Source organism: Psychrobacillus sp. FSL H8-0510 (assembly GCF_038008345.1).
In the GTDB taxonomy this organism is placed as follows: domain Bacteria; phylum Bacillota; class Bacilli; order Bacillales_A; family Planococcaceae; genus Psychrobacillus; species Psychrobacillus psychrotolerans.
This window is the reverse complement of sequence record NZ_JBBOYZ010000001.1, coordinates 383940-401919: the sequence shown is the minus strand read 5'-3', so window position 1 is coordinate 401919 and position 17980 is coordinate 383940. Positions and strand designations below refer to the sequence as shown.

The window sequence follows — 17980 nt, the reverse complement described above, 5'->3', positions numbered from 1 at the left end:
TATAATTACTCTGCTCGGTCCGGGAATACTCTATCCACTGTATCTGTGAATTCATTAAAGAACCCTTCTACTGGCTCATCTGCTCTTATTCTGTCTCCATAATCTTTAAACTGTTGCGATAAATCTGGATTGGCTGATACATACACATTTTTGAAGTCAGCATTTTCTTTCTTAGCAGCATCTGAAATTTTAGTTTTTATTTCTTCCGTCTCTTCCGTACCTTCTTTTAGTTCTACTGCCACGTATGCATTATTGTCTGTTACTAATACACTTGCCGATTCTACTTCTTCTAACTCTGTAATTTTATCTGCTACTTGATCGGCTACTTCTACATCTTGTGCATTAGTATCGTTTGTTGTACCGCCATTTGTAGCATTGCCATCTGTAGTACCTGCATCTGTACCATTCATGTCTTCATCTACCATATCGGTGTTTTCTGTTGTTTTATCTGTCCCGTTGTCTTTCGCTTCATCATCATTATTATTACCACATGCAGTCAGTAATCCGATGAGAAGCATCATAAATACTAGTTTGAATAATCTATTCACTTTTTCTTTCCTCCTTTTGATTTGCTATAAAAATAGCTTGGTCTATTTAATGGGAAATATGCGTAAGTTCATAAAAATGACTTCAATCTCTGATATACTTTGTTTATTGAAAAATCAGATAAGGGGAGAATATTAAAAATGAGTATGGATATTATTAAACAGCTTGAGGCATCATACGATGAAATGGTCAGTATTCGGCGCTATTTACATATGCATCCGGAAGTTTCGTTTCAAGAAGTCGAAACAGCAAAATATATACAAAAATTCTATACAGAATTAGAAATACCTTTCCAAGCAAATGTGGGCGGCAATGGGGTTGTTGCAAGAGTAAAAGGAACTTTACCAGGCAAAACTGTTGCATTGCGAGCAGACTTCGATGCTCTTCCCATCCAAGACGAAAAAAATGTCCCTTATAAATCAACAGTTCCAGGAGTCATGCATGCTTGTGGTCACGATGGACATACCGCTGCATTACTAATACTTGCTCGGACGATAAATGAATTTAAAGATCAACTAGCAGGTGAATATGTATTTATCCATCAGCATGCGGAAGAATATGCTCCTGGTGGCGCTAAACCAATGATCGAGGCTGGTTGTTTGGAAGGTGTAGATGTTATATTTGGCACCCATTTATGGTCTCAAACGCCCCTGGGTACCATTGAATATAAAAGTGGCCCCATTATGGCAGCAGCAGATCGTTTTTCAATCACTATCCAAGGAAAAGGCGGCCATGGTGCAAATCCACACGACACAAAGGATTCTATCGTAGTTGCCTCACAGTTAGTTGTAAACTTACAGCAATTAGTTTCTAGACGAGTAAACCCTACTGAATCCGCAGTGCTTTCTGTAGGATCTTTCATCGCTGATAACGCATTCAATATTATTGCAGATACGGTGAAAATGACCGGTACCGTTCGCACATTTAAACCTGACGTTAGAGATTTAATGGAAAATGAATTAAAACGCGTCTTAGAAGGCAACTGCTATACAGCGGATTGCTCTTATTCTTTCCTATATGAAAGAGGCTATCCTCCTGTAATTAATCATGTAGAAGAAACAGACTATGTTGCAGAAATCGCTAGAACTGTTCCAGGAGTAAGCGAAGTGATTGAATCTGAGTTATTGATGATCGGCGAGGACTTTGGTTATTACCTAGAAGAAATTCCAGGTACTTTCTTCTTTACGGGGGCCATGCCGGAAGGAGATGTTTTCCCACATCATAGCCCCAAGTTCGATTTTGATGAACGTGCAATGTTAGTAGCTGCAAAAACGTTAGGAATTGCTGCGATTAACTACCATTTGAAGTGAAACAAGACCTGAGAATCGGCTAGATTCTCAGGTCTTGTTTTCGCTTGTTGATAGCACCTATTGTACGAATGATAAAATTATTGTAGGATTAGTTGTTTGCAGGATTAAAGACCGTTTAGGAAGTTTGGTGAAATATTTGAATACAAAAGCGTTAATACTGGCATTATTTTCAGTAACTATTTGGGGTTCTTCGTTCGCTTCCATTAGTGCTAGCTTGCAGGGAGGATATACTGCAGGGCATTTAATATTAGTTCGATTTTTGATTGCTTCTATTATATTCTTTATTATTGCCTTGTGGCCTGGAGTCCAATTTCGATTACCTCACAAGGAAGATCTATTTAAAATAGTCATTCTCGGCTTGATCGGGATTAGTGTATACCATCTATGTGTTACATTTGGGCAACTATCGATATCTGCAGGAACCGCAGGTATGCTAATTGGTTCCGCCCCTATCTTCACAACTATTATTGCGATCATCGTATTAAAAGAACGACTCGGCAGAATTGGTTGGTTTGGATTAGCATTTGGATTTGTCGGCATTCTAATGATTGCTTTAGGGACAGGTGGAGGATCTTTAGGTATCTCACCAGGAGTATTTCTCGTTATTATGGCAGCCTTTTCTACCGCAATATTTTTTGTTTATCAGAAACCTTTATATAAAAAGTATACTGCCATTGAATTGACTGCCTACTTTACTTGGGTAGGTACGATACCTTTTTTATTCTTTGCACCTGGACTTCTCGAGGGAATACAACACGCAACGTTAGAGGCTAATATCTCTGCAGTCTATATAGGGATATTCCCAACTGCAATTGCTTATTTAACATGGGCCATGGCGTTGTCTTATAGTGAGGCAAGCTCCGTTTCAAACTCATTGTATTTGGAGCCAGTCGTTGCAATTATTGTAACGTGGATTTGGTTGCAGGAGCTACCTTCTGCCCTATCTATTGGTGGAGGATTCGTTGCTATTGCAAGTGTCATTCTTGTAAATATGTACGGCAAAAAACATCAGTTAAAGCTCTCACCACAAGCTTCGCCCCCTACCTATGATAAGATAGACATACTCTAATTGAAGGGAAGTATAATATATGAAATCTCCTTTTACATTTAACCATACGGCACCTAACAATGCTGATCAAAAACAACCAGCCTTATTTTTATTACACGGTATGGGGAGTAATGAAGAAGATTTACCTCAGCTAGTAAAGGATTTTGAAAATACGCATCATATTTTTAGCTTACGGGGTCCTATCGTACATAAACCTGGCTATTCATTCTTCCTGATTGAAGAAATTGGAAAGCCTATAAGAGATGTATTTGATAAAGTTGTCACGCATCTTCAAGCTTTCATTCGAGAAGCAATAGTTGAGTACAACTTAGATCCTAAGGACATTACAATACTAGGCTTTAGTCAAGGTGCTATCCTTGCTCAAACAGTAGCACTAACAATGGGACCTGAAATCAGTAAAGTTGTCGCATTAAGTGGGTATATACCTGATTTTGTAAAAACAGAATATAGTAAGCAAAGCACTACTCACTTATCCATATTTATATCTCATGGGGACTATGATTACGTAATTCCATCACAATGGGGACAAGGTAGTAAGGAGTATTTCGAAACTACGGGAGCCAATGTGACTTTTAAAACGTATACTGATGGGCACGGAGTAACACCAGAGAATCATCAAGACTTACTAGAGTTTTTAAATAAGAACTAATAATAATAGAGGAGAAGCGATATGTTGCCAGAAACATATTGCTTCTCCTCTACTTTTATTACGAATGCATCATTCCATTTATATTAACTAGATGTATATCATTCAACATAATAGCTAAAGGTGAAAAATTCTGATAAAATTACACTATCCTCTGCTAATAAAAGCTTTGGTTTTTGAAACTTATTACAGCATTTCGTCGTATATATTATATGACTAGAAAATGGAGGTAAAGAAATGGGTATTAATTTAGTTAAAGGTCAAAAAATTGACTTAACAAAAGGCAGATCTTCCTTATCTGGTGTTATGGTCGGATTAGGTTGGGATCCAGTTGTAAAAGAAAAGAAAAAAAGTGGATTTTTAGGTGGACTATTGGGTGGTGGCGGCAGTGCTGCTGGCGCTGAAATAGATTGCGATGCCTCCGTAATACTTTTAGATGAAAAAGGTAAATTATTATCTAAAGAAAACTTAGTCTATTTTGGAAACAAAACTAGTAAAGATGGCAGTGTTGTCCATTCCGGCGATAACCGTACGGGTGATGGCGATGGTGACGATGAAGTAATAAATGTAAACTTAAGTGCTATTTCACCTTCTGTACATAAGTTGGTGTTTGTAGTTAATATTTATCAAGCAGCACAAAGAAAACAAGATTTTGGGCTTATTCAAAATGCCTTCATCCGCTTAGTAGATAGCGGGAGTAAAGAAGAATTGATACATTATAACTTGACGGAAAGCTACGCCGGGAAAACTTCCCTGTTCCCTGGTGAACTATATCGTCATGGATCAGAATGGAAGTTCTCCGCAATTGGCGAAGGTACATCAGATTTAGATATCGGTTCTATAGCAAACAAATACTTATAAGGAGTGGTTATTAATGGGTATTAACTTATCAAAAGGACAAAAGGTAGATTTAACAAAATCGAACCCAGGCTTAGTAAATGTAACAGTTGGATTAGGTTGGGACACTAATAAATACGATGGCGGGAAAGACTTTGACTTAGACTCATCCGTATTCCTTCTAGGCAGTAATGGAAAATGCGCTACTGAAGCAGACTTCATCTTCTATAATAATGCGACTGGTGGTAATGGTTCTGTCGTTCATACAGGAGATAACCGTACAGGTGATGGAGATGGCGATGACGAGCAAGTGAACATAAACTTATCCACTGTACCATCATCTGTTGATAAAATTGCTTTTAGTATCACTATTCACGATGCAGAAGACAGAGGTCAAAACTTTGGTCAAGTAAGTAATTCATATGTACGTATTTTAAATGCAGATACACAAGAAGAGATAATTCGCTATGATCTTGGGGAAGATTTCTCCATTGAAACTGCAGTTGTTGTCGGTGAGTTATATCGCCATAATAACGAATGGAAATTCAACGCAATCGGAAGTGGATACCAAGGCGGTCTTGGAGCATTAGTTTCAGATTTCGGCTTGAATTAATAACTTCTCTCAAAAAGCAAGGGCATGCTACCTTGCTTTTTGTTTTAGGTTTTAGTATCTGAAGAATGCCGAGGTATTTGGGTATACCTAATAACTCCCCTTCTTCATTCTTAGGAGTGGAAAATATGAGACAATTCAGAGGGGTTAGTGAGAAAGAGATACGTCAATTCTTTCATATACCACCTAGCGACTTCTCCAGCAATATGGAGAGAAAAAAATTAGGGATGGCTATGGGAGCAGCTTTATACTTACCAGGTTCAATGCCCAATTTCACCTATAAACTATCGAATAATAATTTAAAGAACTTAACTAGCGCGATCATTTGTTTAGAAGATGCTGTTTCCGATTCAGAACTTTTAGACGCAGAACTAAATGTTGTAAGTGAATTAAAGTCAATGGAACAGAAAGTACAAAATGGCTCACTAGATACACATGAGATTCCTCTCTTATTTATCCGAGTAAGAACCGTTCAACATTTAGACAAAATAGCTTCTTTATTAGGGAGTACCATTCGCTTTATTACAGGAATTGTCCTTCCAAAGTGTACTTCTTCTAATGCAACAAACTTTTTTTTATGTCTACAAAATTTAAACAGTCTACACTCTATTCATTTATATGCACTACCTATTTTAGAAACAAAAGAAATTATTTACACGGAGACTAGAGAACAAGAACTTTCCAACCTATATACAGTTTTCAAGCAATTCGAGGAACTTATACTGACTATACGGGTTGGTGCGACAGATTTTACTAGCCTATTCAGTCTACGACGACCAGGAAACAGAACAATATATGAGTTGCTACTCATCACAAACTGTTTGACCGATATACTTAATAAATTCAATCGCAAAGAGGATAACTTTGTTGTTTCTGGTCCAGTTTATGAATACTTTGAATCTCAGGATTCTTTTCGTCTATTCAATGATCCAAATAGTATAGAGTCTATTCTCTGGTCTGAGGTTCAGCAAGACCTTTTAAATGGCTTTTACGGTAAAACCTGTATTCATCCTTCACAGGTTAATATTGTAAATAGTGGATATATAGTACCTAAAGAGTTATTTGAAGATGCGTGTTTAATCGTAGAAAATGAATCCAGAACAAACGGAGTTTTGCGAAGTTCTGCTAGAAACAAAATGAATGAGGTAAAACCTCACTATAGCTGGGCTAAGAAGATTATTGCCCAAGCAGAAATCTATGGGGTGTTAAAAGAACATGTTACATCACTCGACTTCCTTCAATACATTAAAAACTTATAATTTACACGGAGATTTGAAACTAGAAATCGACATTAAAGATAATCCATATAATTTCTCTCCGGAATCTCTTTTCCAAATGGCTGTGAGAATAAACAAAAAACGACAATTTTTATTCGTAAGTCGACTCCTCGGTAAACACTTAGCAGTGGATCCAGCAATTTCACTTGGAACAGGCACTATTTTGGCTTCTATGCTTATGGAGGATGAAGGTTTAGACGGTCATCCATTAGTAAATGAAATTATTCAGCTGATTAATTCAGAGATTCCAAATCGACAACTGAGCTTGGACTCTCTCGCATATAAAACTGAATTGCCAAACAAGACCGTATTCATTGGATTTGCTGAAACGGCAACTGGCCTTGGCCATGCAGTATTTCATCACTTTGAAAATGCTCATTACATCCATACTACTAGAGAAGAAATCCTACATATGGAACCTTCCTTTTACTTTGAAGAAGAACATTCCCATGCAACATCTCACAGTGTTTATGCACCTGAACAGACATTAAAGGAAGCAGAAACTATTGTGTTAATAGATGATGAAATAACGACTGGTCTTACACTATCCAATTTAATCGTTGCATTAAATGTCTCTTTTCCTGGTAAACGGTATAAAATCCTCTCTATTTTGGACTGGAGAACCGAAGTGCATCAACAAGATTTTATCCACCTCATGAACACACATAATATTTCTGCAGATATTATTACTATTATGGGTGGTCAATTTAAACTGCTCAATGAAGCAACGATTGAAGAAAAAGAAATTCCCTTTTTAGATGATAAGCAATCACATACTGTGTTTGCTGATGAAGAATTAGCTTTAGAAATTACTTCTAAATATCAGAGTGAACATGGTAGCTACTGCAACTTCACGGGAAGATTTGGTTTAGCAAGTGATCTTCATATAGAAATGGATGGTTGGATAGAAAGATTTATCCATAAGCTCCCGAATCTAGACAGGGATAAATCTACTTTAGTTATAGGTATTGGCGAAAACATCTATTTCCCACTTAGATTTGCACTCACCTTTGGTAATAACACTAAAGTACAAACTACGACACGAAGTCCAATCTTAGCAAAAACCGATGAATTATACCCTATCCAGCATAAGTGTAAATTTAGTTTGCCGGATTCCAATGGTATTGATCAATATCTATATAATCTGTCCGAAACAAATTGGGAACAAATTATTGTTATTTCTGAATCAGTTCAGGACCCCGCTACTTGGTTCCCTCTTCTCTCCCATTTAGAGACGTTAGCACCTGTTTCATGGTTGTCTCTCACTATGCCAGTTAGAGGTGAAATATAATGGTTTTTAGTACAGATGGATTGGTTAAATCGAGCTACCCTTCAGAAGATATAACTTTTTTACTGAAGGATTTATCAAATGTTCAAATTGAGTCTTCCGTAGAATCTAGAGAACAATTATTCCAAAGAGGTAGTCACTACTCCGAATCTTTACCTATTGAAAAACGACCGACATCTGAATATACAGAGCTATACCAACAGGCTTTGTATGATTCGGCAGATCATATCGCACAATTAGTCGGGGTTTTAAGTAGACGGGTTAGAAAATTTGCAGGTACAGATGACGTAGTAATCGTTTCCCTTGCAAGAGCAGGAAGTCCAATCGGGATTTTAATGAAACGATATGCGGAAAAGTATTTGAAACTTAAGTGGCCCCACTTTAGTATATCTATACTAAGAGGAAGAGGAATCGATGAGCAGGCTGTTCGCACTATTAGAGAGCTTCACCCAAAAAGTCATATACAATTCGTCGATGGTTGGACAGGGAAAGGCGCTATTCAAAATGAGCTAACAAAGTCCATTCAAAAGTTAAATGCAACCTATAACCTTAATTTAAATGATGACCTGGCGGTTTTAACAGACCCTGGCGAATGTGCTACCTTATTCGGTACTAGAGAGGACTTTCTAATCCCAAACGCTTGTTTGAACTCAACAGTCTCTGGATTAGTTAGTCGAACTGTACTAAATAATGCTTTTCAAGCAGCAGACGATTATCACGGAGCAAAGTATTACGCTAACTTGGAAGAAGTGGATGTATCCAATGAATTCATCGCTAATATCTCCAGTCGATTCCAAGAGCAAGAACCTACTATTAAAGAACTTAGCAAAGAGTTTCCCATTAAAAACGAACGAACTTGGAGAGGCATGCAAGAAGTAGAAGCGATTGCTCACAAGTTCTATAGAAATGCTGATATTAGTAAAGTAAAGCCAAGTGTAGGAGAAACGACTAGAGTGTTATTAAGAAGGAAGCCTTTTAAAATATTACTTAGTGATGATAAACACCCATCTCTACGTCATATCCTTCTATTATGTAAGGAAAAAAATATTCCTACAGAAATTGTACCTGGGCTTTTTTACCTTGCCATCGGACTGATAGAATCGGAGGATCGGCTATGACAATCCTATTTGCTAGTGATTTAGATCGAACACTTATATATAGTAAAAATTCACGAGGTCAAGAAGTTAGCGAACAAGATTTTACAGCTGTAGAATGGGTAGAAGAAAAAGCCACTGCATTTATGACCAATAAAGGGCTTCAGCTATTTAAGGATATTTCCCCCTCTATTACTTTTTTGCCCGTAACAACTAGAACAGCTGAACAATACAATCGAATTACTGGGTTATTTAATACAGTAGAAAAACCCAAATATGCAATTGTATCCAACGGAGCAGTCATATTAGAGGACGGTAAACCCCTTAAAGAATGGTCAGATAAAGTTATTGCTCAAATGCAGCATAATCGTACCTCCATAGAAGACGTACTACCCCAACTCGATACCTATACAAAAAACAAATTTGTTCTTAAAGTGATGCAAGCAGAATCATGGTTTGTGTACTTAATTATTGATGAACAAGCATTTTCAATCGAAGATTTTGAAAGTCTTTCGCAAATCTTCTATCAGCAAGGTTTCACTCTTTCTCACCAGGGGAGAAAAGTATATATCATGCCAACCTGCATAAACAAATCTACAGCTCTTCAATTTGTAAAAGAGCGAATTGCTGCAAATACAGTAATTGCCGCCGGAGATTCCATGCTCGACTTCGATATGGTTTTAAATGCCGATTATGGCTTTATCCCCTCTCACGGCGAAGCAATTCATAAAGGCGGACATCTCCCCTCTCACGTTTCTATAACAAATCATGCAGGGGTATTAGCTGGAGAAGAAATATTAAAAAAGGTAAGCGATTATTTGTTATAATATGTATGAATAGGAGGGAAAGCCCATGGTTAATTTAAATCCCATTAGGATGAAGTCGTGGGATTCATCTAATATAGGAGGATGGTTGAAAGATTCTTTAGGAGACTCTTCGCAAGTAACAGTGGACGGAGAGAACTTAACGTATCCTCAACTAGTTTGCCAATATATTGGCATGTCCCTAGATGAAGATGAATATTTCTCGATTCTGCATACACAAGTCAATGATTCCTTAGGAAAACTAAGCATTTTGACTGGTGCACTTAACAAAAAAATTTCTGCCGAGAAGTTAAGATCCCTCAATCAGTTATTTGACTTGCACAAAAAAGAAAAAGGACTCTCCCCCAATCGTATGGTCGCCTTTCTGGATGGTTATTCTTTACTACCAGATTCAAAAGATCCTGGTTTAAATAGACGAATTAAAACAGTTTTAATTGATTTATTGAAAAAGTTACAAAAAAGCTACACAGAAGGTACTCTCCATCATGAATATCGTCGGATAACTACAGATCTTGTGAAATGGATATCCAATCATGTAGAACCTGCACTAAAAGAAATAGATTTCGTACAGGGGATGCCAGCTTTTCTTTGGTATGGTACTGCAACCCCTAGTGAAAAATGGTTTCTTACATATTTAGCTGACTTTGGATTCCATGTGGTTATTTTTAACCCTACTAACGAGTCTTGGCCAAAAACCTTACTCTCCATTGAGGATGACCTAAGTTATCGTTTTCCAAAGGTTTCTCAAGATGTTAAACTATTGCCAGAAGAGATGCCAAAAATTGCAGGGACTGTTGCATTTAAAGCAACTCAAGAGATTAACGAGCTATTACATCATGATGATTCGGGTCTTTACAAGCCATTCCAATTTAAATCGTATTCCATCAATTCTATCCGTTTGAAAACAACTGAAGATGAAGCTTTCTTAATATCTAAAGAAAGAGCAATGATTCGTCCCCATTTCCAGGTTAGTAACCAACAAGTTACAATTCCTGTAGTTTTCGCGAAACTGTTAGGAATAGACAAAAATAGAAAACGTTTTTGGAATAATGTTCACTCGTTAACAGAACGAGATGATACGCATGTTATTCGTCAGTTCCCTTTCACGAAGGAACAAAAAACCAATCAGCTTTTCCATTACCGAGATGCTTTAAAAGCAGATGGTATGTTAGATCCTGAGAAAATGAAAGCTGCCAATTGGTGGACATACGACAAACTTCCACTTGGCACGCAAACCGCCATTGGAGAGACTATCGCCAAACATGTGAACGAACCAATACTTAATCGACAGTCCAATGAAACAACGGAAGACTTGCAGTTATATGCTTTTGCTCAATCCATGGTACTACCTGATTTTGTTATCCGGCTATTACAAACATTCGATTATCCTCAATTTGTGCCTACTATATTCATCTACAATGAGGAGAAAGGTCCTGAACTTTCCAGATCTGACGCCAACGCCTTATGTATGATGCATCATTTAGGGCTAGATATTATTATCGTAAATCCGAAAGGACATCTTGATATCGAAAAATGGGTTCAGGAAGGTACCTTTGATATACACTGGATGGACGACCGAAGTTTTAACGATCCTTTTAAGGAGCCAAGTGTAGTTCATAAAATTTTCAAGAAGTTTCTATAGAAATAGGGGGAAAAAATATGGAATTACAAAAGTTAGAAATTGAACAACAAGAACAAATGATGGAAGAAAGTAATGATTTAAAAGCTAAGTTGAAACGTGACCCACAAGTATTACAGCTTGTTGCAAAAATAGACCCTAAAAATCAGATTGGACTATTAGAATTCGGTCGTGAGCCGGCAGATGAAATCTCCAAATTTACAGGACAAATTTTAAGCACGATTAAGTCTAGTAGTATGGAAGAATCTAGTGAACTTTTAAAACAACTCGGCAAAATTATGGATAAGTTCGACAAAAAAGATTTTGTTCAAAAGCCCTCTCTTTTCGGTAAAATCTTTAAACAAGGTGAGAAAATAATCGAAAAGCTATTCAACAAGTATCAAACAATGGGCGGCGAAATCGATAAGGTATTTGTGGAGATAACGAAGTATGAGACAGAAATGAAAAAATCTACTGTAACACTAGAGGACTTGTACGACAAAAATTTCAACTATTTTATGGAATTGGAAAAATATATTGTAGCTGGAGAATTAAAAGTAAACCAATTAAGACAGCTAGTGCCTAACCTACAGCAAAAAGCTGAAAATGGTGATCAGCTAGTATTAATGGAACTGAATTCTTTACAAAATGCAATTGAACTTCTAGATCAACGTATTTATGATTTGGAAATGGCTAAACAGGTCTCCTATCAATCAGCACCACAGATTAGAATGCTTCAGCGAGGCAATACGAAGTTGATCGGCAAGATAAATTCAGCATTCGTAACAACTATTCCAATTTTTAAAACAGGACTTATTAATGCCATTTCTGCGAAAAGACAAAATCTAGTGGCCCAATCTATGAGTGAGCTAGATCGTAGAACAAATGAAATGTTACTTCGTAATGCTAATGATATATCCAAGCAAAGTGTGGATATCGCTAGAATGTCCGGGCAGCCTAGTATTAAAATCGAAACAATTGAGCAAACATGGGATACTATTATGCGTGGGATGAACGAAACTAAAGCAATCGAAGAAGAAAATCGTAAAATGAGAGAAGAAGGTCGTCTTCGCCTAGAAGAATTACAAAAGAAGTATGAAAACGGACAAAGAAAATAACTTTAAAATTGGATGAGGGGGAAACAAAATGTCAGTTATTAACCTTTCAAAGGGACAAAAAATTGATTTAACGAAAACGAATCCAGGATTAACGAATGTCTTAGTTGGACTAGGCTGGGATACGAATAGATATAGTGGTGGAGAGGATTTCGACTTAGATGCTTCCGCGTTTATTGTAGACGGAAATGGTAAAGCCTTTAACGAAAAAAGCTTTATCTTTTATAATAACCTCCAAAGTGAAGAAGGTTCAGTTATCCACACTGGGGATAACCGTACTGGGGACGGGGACGGGGACGATGAGCAACTACTAGTTAAACTACCACTTGTTCCTAGTATTGTGCAAAAAGTCGTTTTTACTGTAACTATTCATGATGCAGACCAACGCAAACAAAATTTCGGCCAAGTTTCAAACGCTTTTATACGAATTGTTAATGAAGATACGAACGAAGAAATTGTTCGCTATGACCTAGGTGAAGACTTTTCAATTGAAACAGCACTTGTTGTAGGAGAAATATATCGCCACAATAATGAGTGGAAATTCAATGCAATTGGAAGCGGATTCCAAGGCGGCTTAGCATCACTAATTAATGAATTTGGTTTGAGCTAATATTTTCAGTAATCTTCCATTGGTTCCCGAGTGTATATTTAACACTCGGGATTTTTTTATAACATAGTATCTTTTTACCTGTTCCTAAGAGGATTACTATGGAAATAAGTATGTCCAGAGCATTCTCGAAAATATAAAATTAGGTTTAAGAACGAGTGTTTGTTAGCCCGTTTTTTATAGAGCGCGATTACTTCATTTTACTCGAACACTTTTCATGATAATCCCGCTTTTCGGGATACTAGGCATACTAACTAGGCTATAACTCAAATCTTGATCTGGAAGTTGGTAAGTTAGGTGATTAACTAAATAATTTAGGGATACTTCCATTATTTCAATAGTCACAAATTCCCCAGCACAACGGTGCCCCATCATATAATCTCCCCCACCTTGCGGTATAAAATCGAATGGGCTTTTATCCCATCCAGAAAACCGATAGGGATTAAATAAATCTGGATTTTCCCACAGTTCTGCATCATGATTTGTTCCATACAAGTCAAGTAACGTCAATGTTCCTTCCTTAAATGAATACCCTTCCCAAACAAAGTCTTTTCTAACTTTAGCTGCAGCCATCGGAAAGAACGGATAAAAACGTCTTACTTCTTGAACAAACATTTGAAAATACTGAGCACCTGCTGTTTCCAGTTTTTCTTTTTGTTCTGGGTAATGGTGAATTGCTAATGCAGTAAAGTTAATATAAATGGCAATTGCCACAATTGGCCTTAATATGTTTGCTACCTCAACAGCAGCAACTTTTTCATCTAACCATTTACCTTCTAAGTCTTTGTGCAAAGAGATTTCACGTAGAGCAGTACCTTCGGGCGGAGTAAGACTTCCATCGCGAACTTTTTTAACTAACCCACCTAACCACTGTTCTATCTGTTTACGGGCATGTCTTCCCTTCCAATGCTGAGGGCCAAGAGCGGTTGGAGATTCAAATAAGGCAGCTAGCTGCTCCGCTTTTTCTTTAAATTCCTCTTCTTTAATCGAGACTCCTCCCCATTCACATGCTACTCTACACATGATTTCTTTTGCCTCATCATATAAGATGATCTGTTCCACTTGCTCCCATTTCTTTGCAGCAAGTTGCCATTGTACTTCAGTAATCTCATGTAATACTTCAAGGCGGCCCTTTGTCATCAATGACATAAACATCGACTTACGATGTCGATGTGTTTCATCATCTAATGTTTGAACTCCTTCTTCTCCAAACAGTGTCTTTTGCAAACGTTTCGGTGCTACACCATTTCTCATAAATTTTTCTTCATCATAAAATAATTCTGCTGCTTTTTCTCCACTCATACAAATTGCACTTTGTCCCAATAATCGTGTTTCAAATATGTTGGAAGCGAAACTTTTCTTTCTATTTGGAATGTACATATATCCTTCTCTTAACAAACTCAGACTGTGGTCCATTCCTTCTTCACGTGGAAAACTATTATTCATGACCAATCATCCTCTCTTCTAGAACTTTCCTCCTCATCTTTTCCCTATTGGACCTGATTAAAACTTATACATATAAAAACCCCTCCGCTTAAAGCGGAAGGGTTCGAATAACTATGTTTATGCAGTCATTTGACGACAAGCTTCAGCACATGTTCGGCAAGCCTCTGCACAGCGTTTACAATGTTCATGGTCGTGTTTTGCACACTCTTCTGCACAATCCTCACAAATTTTAGCACATAGAGCACAAATCTCCTGGACGAATGGGCTATTACGAGTCATTGCCTGAACAGCATAACTGCAAATATCCGCACATTCACGATCTAGCTTAATACAATCCACCATCATTTGTACGTGATCTTCACCTAGGCAGGCTTGAAAACAATTATTACATGCCTCTAAACACTCCTGGCATGCCTTGATGCACTCTTCATAAGACATTTGCAAAATAATTCTCCTCACTTTCCATAGACTTATTCTTAACTAATTATTCCCTTAAACTTTGGATCTAAACTGTTTATAGATAGTTGAGAACTTATATTTACATAAGTGCAAATGATGAATAGGCACAAATTATTTAAGTTTTTGACCTATATATGAACCTGCTTGCACTGCTTCCCTCCATGGAACGCTGATGGCAAAAGCCAATGGTGAGAAAATAAACCATAAAAAACCTTCAGGTGATTGAATCCAACCACCTATTACACCAAGTAAACCTTTAAGCAACGATAAAGATAAAAAGTGAAAAGCTATTCATATTTCTAGTTTAAGGATGCGCAATCCCTTACGTTCTCACTAGTCAACCATTATTGATATAATGGGATTACATAAAGATTCGAAAGGTGGGATTATTTTGTCTAAAGAATCTATTCTAATTGTAGAAGATGAAGAAAAAATTGTTAGGCTACTCGAAATTGAATTAGAATATGAAGGCTATGAAACAGGTAAGGCATTGGATGGAATTGAAGCTTTTGAAATGTTCCTTTCCCAAAAATGGGATTTGATATTATTAGATATAATGTTGCCAGGTATGAGCGGAATTGAATTACTTCGACGCATTCGAGGGAAAAATTCATCTGTCCCAATAATATTATTGACGGCCAAGGACTCTATTGAGGACAAGGTTTCCGGTCTTGACCTTGGTGCCAGTGACTACATAACAAAACCTTTTAGAATGGAAGAATTACTTGCTAGAATACGTGCTGTGCTTAGGATGAGCCAAGCAACACCCGCTTCAAGTCCGCTTGATGAAGAGTGGCTTCAAGTTAGTGATCTACGATTAAATGATAAAACAAGGGAAGTTATTAGAAATGATTTAAACGTCAGTTTGACACCAAAGGAATATGATTTACTTCTATATTTATTGAAAAACCAAAGACAAGTGTTAGAACGTGGACAAATTCTAGAGGCTGTCTGGGGCTATGACTATTATGGTGATACAAAAATCGTCGACGTTTATATCCGATATTTGCGTAAAAAAATCGATGCAGATTTTGATGCTTCACTCATTCATACAGTTAGAGGCGTAGGATATGTCCTGAAGGAAGCCACATGAAGCTACGCAATAAAATAAACTTATACACGTCGGTATTATTTATCGTGCTGCTCCTAATTATGAACACTTCTATCTATTTTGTGTTCAGTCATTTGATAAAAGAAAATGAACTCGAGCGTACACACGCCGAGGTTGAAAGGGTCGTCACCGATATTAGAGGTGCCGTTGACCGTATTGCGCCGAGAGAGCTTTTACGCGCTAACGTACCCGTAGACGGAATGATTCAATTGTTAAAAGAGGATTTAACAAGTGATGGTAAATTCACCTCCCCTACTGAAGAAAAACTAGGTGCGCGGGTAAGTAGCTTTTACACAGGAGAAGTTAGTAAGTTGATAACGTATGAGGGTTCACCGTATGTTTTCGTATCAGTACCTATTGTTTGGATTGACGGGTCCGTCGTGAATATACAAGTGACAACAAGCATAGCTGCTACTAATGAGATGATCCACCTCTTAGCTATTATTTTAATCGTTGTTACAGTTATCGCAATTGTACCGACCCTTATTTCTAGCCGAATTTTAAGCAATTTAATTATTCAACCTATCCGTACAATGATTAACACAATGAAGGAAATTCAAAAAAGTGGCCAATTTCAGCAACTGAAGTTAGAGGATACTAACGAAGGTGAACTAGTCGAGATGGGTAAAACGTTCAATCACATGATGGAGTTGCTCCAAACGAACTACGAAAAGCAGGAGCAATTTGTCTCCAATGCATCTCATGAACTTCGGACTCCCCTAACTATTATCGAAAATTATGCAGACTTACTGAAGCGTCGAGGTTTAGAACGTCCTGACTTATTTGAAGAATCCATTGATGCTATCCACTCCGAAGCTATACGAATGCGAGAAATGACAGAACAGCTATTGTCGATAGCAAAGCAGGAGCCATGGAATATTCAATTAGAGCAGATTAATATTACCCAGCTTGTCCAAGAGACAGTAACCACGTTCCAAACTACCTATCAGCGAGAAGTAGAGATGGAAGGTAACCATCAAACAGTCGGTTACACAGATATTCAAAAACTAAAGCAATTACTGTTTATCTTCTTAGACAATGCACGTAAATACAGTGATGGTAAGATTACTGTTCGTATAGGTCAAACAGATAAAGATTTGACTATTCAAATTCAGGATAGAGGAGTTGGCATTCCTAATGAGGATTTACCTAAAGTGTTTGATCGATTTTATCGCGTTGATCAGGCACGAAGTCGTAAGCAAGGTGGATCCGGTCTCGGCTTAACTATGGCAAAAGATATAACTGATGCACTCGGTGCACGAATTGAAATAAACAGTAAAGAAAAACAAGGAACAACTGTGACGCTGTTTCTGCCAAAAGATAAATAGCTGCTCTCCCCAAATTCTTACTTTTGCGTTATATACTATAGCCAACAAACTTAACCATGAGGTGAGACACGATGAAAATAAGTAAGAACGGTTATATAATCGGAGGAGTAACGCTAATTATTTTGATAGTAGTTGGTGTGCTTTGGCTTTCCCCTTTTTCTTCTAAGTCACTTACAGAAGAGGAATTGAAATCCGTAGCACTTACAAAATACCCTGGCGAAATAATTCGTACGACTAAATCGGAGAACGAATATGAAATTGACATGCAAATGGAAAACGGAGTTTATGCTATTAGCATGGATACCAACAATGGAACTATTCTTTCCCTCAAACAAATAGCTACTGAGGAAGTGCCCCTAGCTGTTGAAACACTTACGGAAGCGCAGATCAAAAAGAAAATTGCTACTCAAGGTGAGATTCAATCCGTACTTTTTATAAATGAAAAGAATCCTTACTATGAAGTCGTTGTTCACAAGGAAAATGTTGAATTCAATCTAAAAGTGGATCCCTATAATGGTGCCATAATAGATTCTTCGCAGTCTCCAATAGAAGATCCTGTCTCAACTGAAAATATCCTAATCACTGAGAAAGAGGCACTTACTATAGCTGCTACTCATTTAAAAGGTACCGCCGATGATGATGCAGAACTTCATCAACCTACTGGTCAACCACCTTATTATTTAGTAGAAGTTGAGATTGAAAATGGAGAAGAAGAAGATCGTGAAGCAGTTGTCGAAGTTGACGCATATACAGGTAAGGTGAAATCGGTAAATTGGGAGAACTAGTTAGACAAGG

Annotated in this window: 19 protein-coding genes; 15 read left to right on the top strand and 4 right to left on the bottom strand. The window is 37.4% G+C overall.

The window, feature by feature from the left end:
- Positions 1-5: 5 nt before the first annotated feature.
- The gene (locus tag MHI40_RS02030) at positions 6-548 is read right to left on the bottom strand and encodes a YhcN/YlaJ family sporulation lipoprotein (protein ID WP_340761312.1); all 543 of its coding nucleotides are present in this window, start codon (positions 546-548) and stop codon (positions 6-8) included.
- 138 nt (positions 549-686) lie between these two features.
- On the opposite strand from MHI40_RS02030, the gene MHI40_RS02025 reads away from it, so the two are divergent.
- The 12 genes from MHI40_RS02025 (at position 687) to MHI40_RS01970 (ending at position 12844) form a co-directional block, all read left to right on the top strand.
- A complete protein-coding gene (locus MHI40_RS02025; protein WP_340761311.1) occupies positions 687-1856 on the top strand; it encodes a M20 family metallopeptidase in 1170 nt (389 codons plus the stop codon).
- Positions 1857-1983: 127 nt separating this feature from the next.
- Positions 1984-2925 (top strand): DMT family transporter, encoded by a 942-nt coding sequence (locus MHI40_RS02020; RefSeq protein WP_322788066.1) that lies wholly within the window; start codon positions 1984-1986, stop codon positions 2923-2925.
- 19 nt (positions 2926-2944) lie between these two features.
- Entirely contained in the window at positions 2945-3574 is a 630-nt protein-coding gene (locus tag MHI40_RS02015; RefSeq protein WP_340761310.1) for an alpha/beta hydrolase, read from the top strand.
- 234 nt (positions 3575-3808) lie between these two features.
- Positions 3809-4432 (top strand): TerD family protein, encoded by a 624-nt coding sequence (locus MHI40_RS02010; protein WP_340761309.1) that lies wholly within the window; start codon positions 3809-3811, stop codon positions 4430-4432.
- 13 nt (positions 4433-4445) lie between these two features.
- Positions 4446-5021: a TerD family protein gene (locus MHI40_RS02005; RefSeq protein ID WP_093536175.1), complete on the top strand. Its 576-nt coding sequence runs from the start codon at positions 4446-4448 to the stop codon at positions 5019-5021.
- Between the two features lie 125 nt (positions 5022-5146).
- A complete protein-coding gene (locus MHI40_RS02000) occupies positions 5147-6277 on the top strand; it encodes an HpcH/HpaI aldolase/citrate lyase family protein (protein WP_340761308.1) in 1131 nt (376 codons plus the stop codon).
- Positions 6234-7586 (top strand): phosphoribosyltransferase domain-containing protein, encoded by a 1353-nt coding sequence (locus MHI40_RS01995; RefSeq protein WP_340761307.1) that lies wholly within the window; start codon positions 6234-6236, stop codon positions 7584-7586. Before MHI40_RS02000 ends, MHI40_RS01995 begins: the two co-directional genes overlap by 44 nt.
- Positions 7586-8701 (top strand): cysteine protease StiP family protein, encoded by a 1116-nt coding sequence (locus MHI40_RS01990; protein WP_340761306.1) that lies wholly within the window; start codon positions 7586-7588, stop codon positions 8699-8701. The genes MHI40_RS01995 and MHI40_RS01990 overlap by 1 nt, the downstream gene beginning before the upstream one ends.
- On the top strand, positions 8698-9504 hold the full coding sequence (locus tag MHI40_RS01985) for an HAD family hydrolase (RefSeq protein ID WP_340761305.1): 807 nt from the start codon (positions 8698-8700) through the stop codon (positions 9502-9504). Before MHI40_RS01990 ends, MHI40_RS01985 begins: the two co-directional genes overlap by 4 nt.
- 25 nt (positions 9505-9529) lie before the next feature.
- Positions 9530-11143: a YceG family protein gene (locus MHI40_RS01980; protein ID WP_340761304.1), complete on the top strand. Its 1614-nt coding sequence runs from the start codon at positions 9530-9532 to the stop codon at positions 11141-11143.
- Between the two features lie 17 nt (positions 11144-11160).
- Positions 11161-12237, top strand: a complete 1077-nt coding sequence (locus MHI40_RS01975; protein WP_093536185.1) for a toxic anion resistance protein — start codon at positions 11161-11163, stop codon at positions 12235-12237.
- Between the two features lie 28 nt (positions 12238-12265).
- Positions 12266-12844, top strand: coding sequence for a TerD family protein (locus MHI40_RS01970; RefSeq protein ID WP_093536187.1), 579 nt, complete (start codon positions 12266-12268; stop codon positions 12842-12844).
- A 192-nt stretch (positions 12845-13036) separates the two neighbouring features.
- Here MHI40_RS01970 and MHI40_RS01965 read toward each other — a convergent pair whose 3' ends face one another.
- The 3 genes from MHI40_RS01965 to MHI40_RS01955 all read right to left on the bottom strand — a co-directional run bounded on the left by MHI40_RS01965 (position 13037) and on the right by MHI40_RS01955 (position 15010).
- Positions 13037-14287, bottom strand: a complete 1251-nt coding sequence (locus MHI40_RS01965) for a cytochrome P450 (protein ID WP_340761303.1) — start codon at positions 14285-14287, stop codon at positions 13037-13039.
- A 117-nt stretch (positions 14288-14404) separates the two neighbouring features.
- Entirely contained in the window at positions 14405-14725 is a 321-nt protein-coding gene (locus MHI40_RS01960; RefSeq protein WP_411747325.1) for a four-helix bundle copper-binding protein, read from the bottom strand.
- Positions 14726-14857: 132 nt separating this feature from the next.
- Positions 14858-15010, bottom strand: a complete 153-nt coding sequence (locus MHI40_RS01955) for a hypothetical protein (protein WP_340761301.1) — start codon at positions 15008-15010, stop codon at positions 14858-14860.
- Between the two features lie 127 nt (positions 15011-15137).
- Between MHI40_RS01955 and MHI40_RS01950 the strand changes: the two genes are divergently transcribed.
- From MHI40_RS01950 to MHI40_RS01940, 3 genes are all read left to right on the top strand, one after another.
- Positions 15138-15839 carry a response regulator transcription factor gene (locus MHI40_RS01950; RefSeq protein ID WP_340761300.1) on the top strand — a complete coding sequence of 234 codons (702 nt, stop codon included), beginning with the start codon at positions 15138-15140 and terminating at the stop codon, positions 15837-15839.
- Positions 15836-17185 (top strand): sensor histidine kinase, encoded by a 1350-nt coding sequence (locus MHI40_RS01945; RefSeq protein ID WP_340761299.1) that lies wholly within the window; start codon positions 15836-15838, stop codon positions 17183-17185. Before MHI40_RS01950 ends, MHI40_RS01945 begins: the two co-directional genes overlap by 4 nt.
- 71 nt (positions 17186-17256) lie before the next feature.
- On the top strand, positions 17257-17970 hold the full coding sequence (locus MHI40_RS01940; protein WP_340761298.1) for a PepSY domain-containing protein: 714 nt from the start codon (positions 17257-17259) through the stop codon (positions 17968-17970).
- Positions 17971-17980: the final 10 nt, after the last annotated feature.

What these genes read in the sequence shown, in the direction of transcription:
- MHI40_RS01990 (WP_340761306.1), top strand. Translation starts at nt 7,586, where the DNA reads ATGGTTTTTAGTACAGATGGATTGGTTAAATCGAGCTACCCTTCAGAA.
- MHI40_RS02010 (WP_340761309.1), top strand. Translation starts at nt 3,809, where the DNA reads ATGGGTATTAATTTAGTTAAAGGTCAAAAAATTGACTTAACAAAAGGC.
- MHI40_RS01985 (WP_340761305.1), top strand. Translation starts at nt 8,698, where the DNA reads ATGACAATCCTATTTGCTAGTGATTTAGATCGAACACTTATATATAGT.
- MHI40_RS01960 (WP_411747325.1), bottom strand. Translation starts at nt 14,725, where the DNA reads ATGTCTTATGAAGAGTGCATCAAGGCATGCCAGGAGTGTTTAGAGGCA.
- MHI40_RS01980 (WP_340761304.1), top strand. Translation starts at nt 9,530, where the DNA reads ATGGTTAATTTAAATCCCATTAGGATGAAGTCGTGGGATTCATCTAAT.
- MHI40_RS01970 (WP_093536187.1), top strand. Translation starts at nt 12,266, where the DNA reads ATGTCAGTTATTAACCTTTCAAAGGGACAAAAAATTGATTTAACGAAA.
- MHI40_RS02005 (WP_093536175.1), top strand. Translation starts at nt 4,446, where the DNA reads ATGGGTATTAACTTATCAAAAGGACAAAAGGTAGATTTAACAAAATCG.
- MHI40_RS02015 (WP_340761310.1), top strand. Translation starts at nt 2,945, where the DNA reads ATGAAATCTCCTTTTACATTTAACCATACGGCACCTAACAATGCTGAT.
- MHI40_RS01940 (WP_340761298.1), top strand. Translation starts at nt 17,257, where the DNA reads ATGAAAATAAGTAAGAACGGTTATATAATCGGAGGAGTAACGCTAATT.
- MHI40_RS01945 (WP_340761299.1), top strand. Translation starts at nt 15,836, where the DNA reads ATGAAGCTACGCAATAAAATAAACTTATACACGTCGGTATTATTTATC.
- MHI40_RS01995 (WP_340761307.1), top strand. Translation starts at nt 6,234, where the DNA reads ATGTTACATCACTCGACTTCCTTCAATACATTAAAAACTTATAATTTA.
- MHI40_RS02025 (WP_340761311.1), top strand. Translation starts at nt 687, where the DNA reads ATGAGTATGGATATTATTAAACAGCTTGAGGCATCATACGATGAAATG.
- MHI40_RS01975 (WP_093536185.1), top strand. Translation starts at nt 11,161, where the DNA reads ATGGAATTACAAAAGTTAGAAATTGAACAACAAGAACAAATGATGGAA.
- MHI40_RS01965 (WP_340761303.1), bottom strand. Translation starts at nt 14,287, where the DNA reads ATGAATAATAGTTTTCCACGTGAAGAAGGAATGGACCACAGTCTGAGT.
- MHI40_RS02000 (WP_340761308.1), top strand. Translation starts at nt 5,147, where the DNA reads ATGAGACAATTCAGAGGGGTTAGTGAGAAAGAGATACGTCAATTCTTT.